The sequence below is a fragment of the Paenibacillus sp. PsM32 genome (genome assembly GCF_030433815.1).
GTDB lineage: Bacteria > Bacillota > Bacilli > Paenibacillales > Paenibacillaceae > Saccharibacillus > Saccharibacillus kyungheensis.
The window spans coordinates 1-484 of the sequence record NZ_JARUWY010000042.1 but is presented as its reverse complement, the minus strand read 5'-3'; the positions used below and the strand labels follow the sequence as shown (position 1 = coordinate 484).

Annotated in this window: 1 rRNA gene; it reads left to right on the top strand. The window is 53.9% G+C overall.

Going from position 1 to position 484, the window contains the following annotated elements:
* Positions 1-18 precede the first annotated feature (18 nt).
* Positions 19-484: ribosomal RNA gene (locus QCD85_RS23660) — 16S ribosomal RNA — on the top strand; the annotation flags it as partial.

Below are 484 nucleotides of genomic sequence, written 5' to 3'. Positions count from 1 at the left end.
ATTGAGCAAGTCAAACACTTTATGGAGAGTTTGATCCTGGCTCAGGACGAACGCTGGCGGCGTGCCTAATACATGCAAGTCGAGCGGAGAATGAAGGAAGCTTGCTTCTTTCATTCTTAGCGGCGGACGGGTGAGTAACACGTAGGCAACCTGCCCTCAAGCTTGGGACAACTACCGGAAACGGTAGCTAATACCGAATACATGATTTGTTCGCCTGAACGAATTTGGAAAGACGGAGCAATCTGTCACTTGAGGATGGGCCTGCGGCGCATTAGCTAGTTGGTGAGGTAACGGCTCACCAAGGCGACGATGCGTAGCCGACCTGAGAGGGTGATCGGCCACACTGGGACTGAGACACGGCCCAGACTCCTACGGGAGGCAGCAGTAGGGAATCTTCCGCAATGGACGCAAGTCTGACGGAGCAACGCCGCGTGAGTGATGAAGGTTTTCGGATCGTAAAGCTCTGTTGCCAGGGAAGAACGTC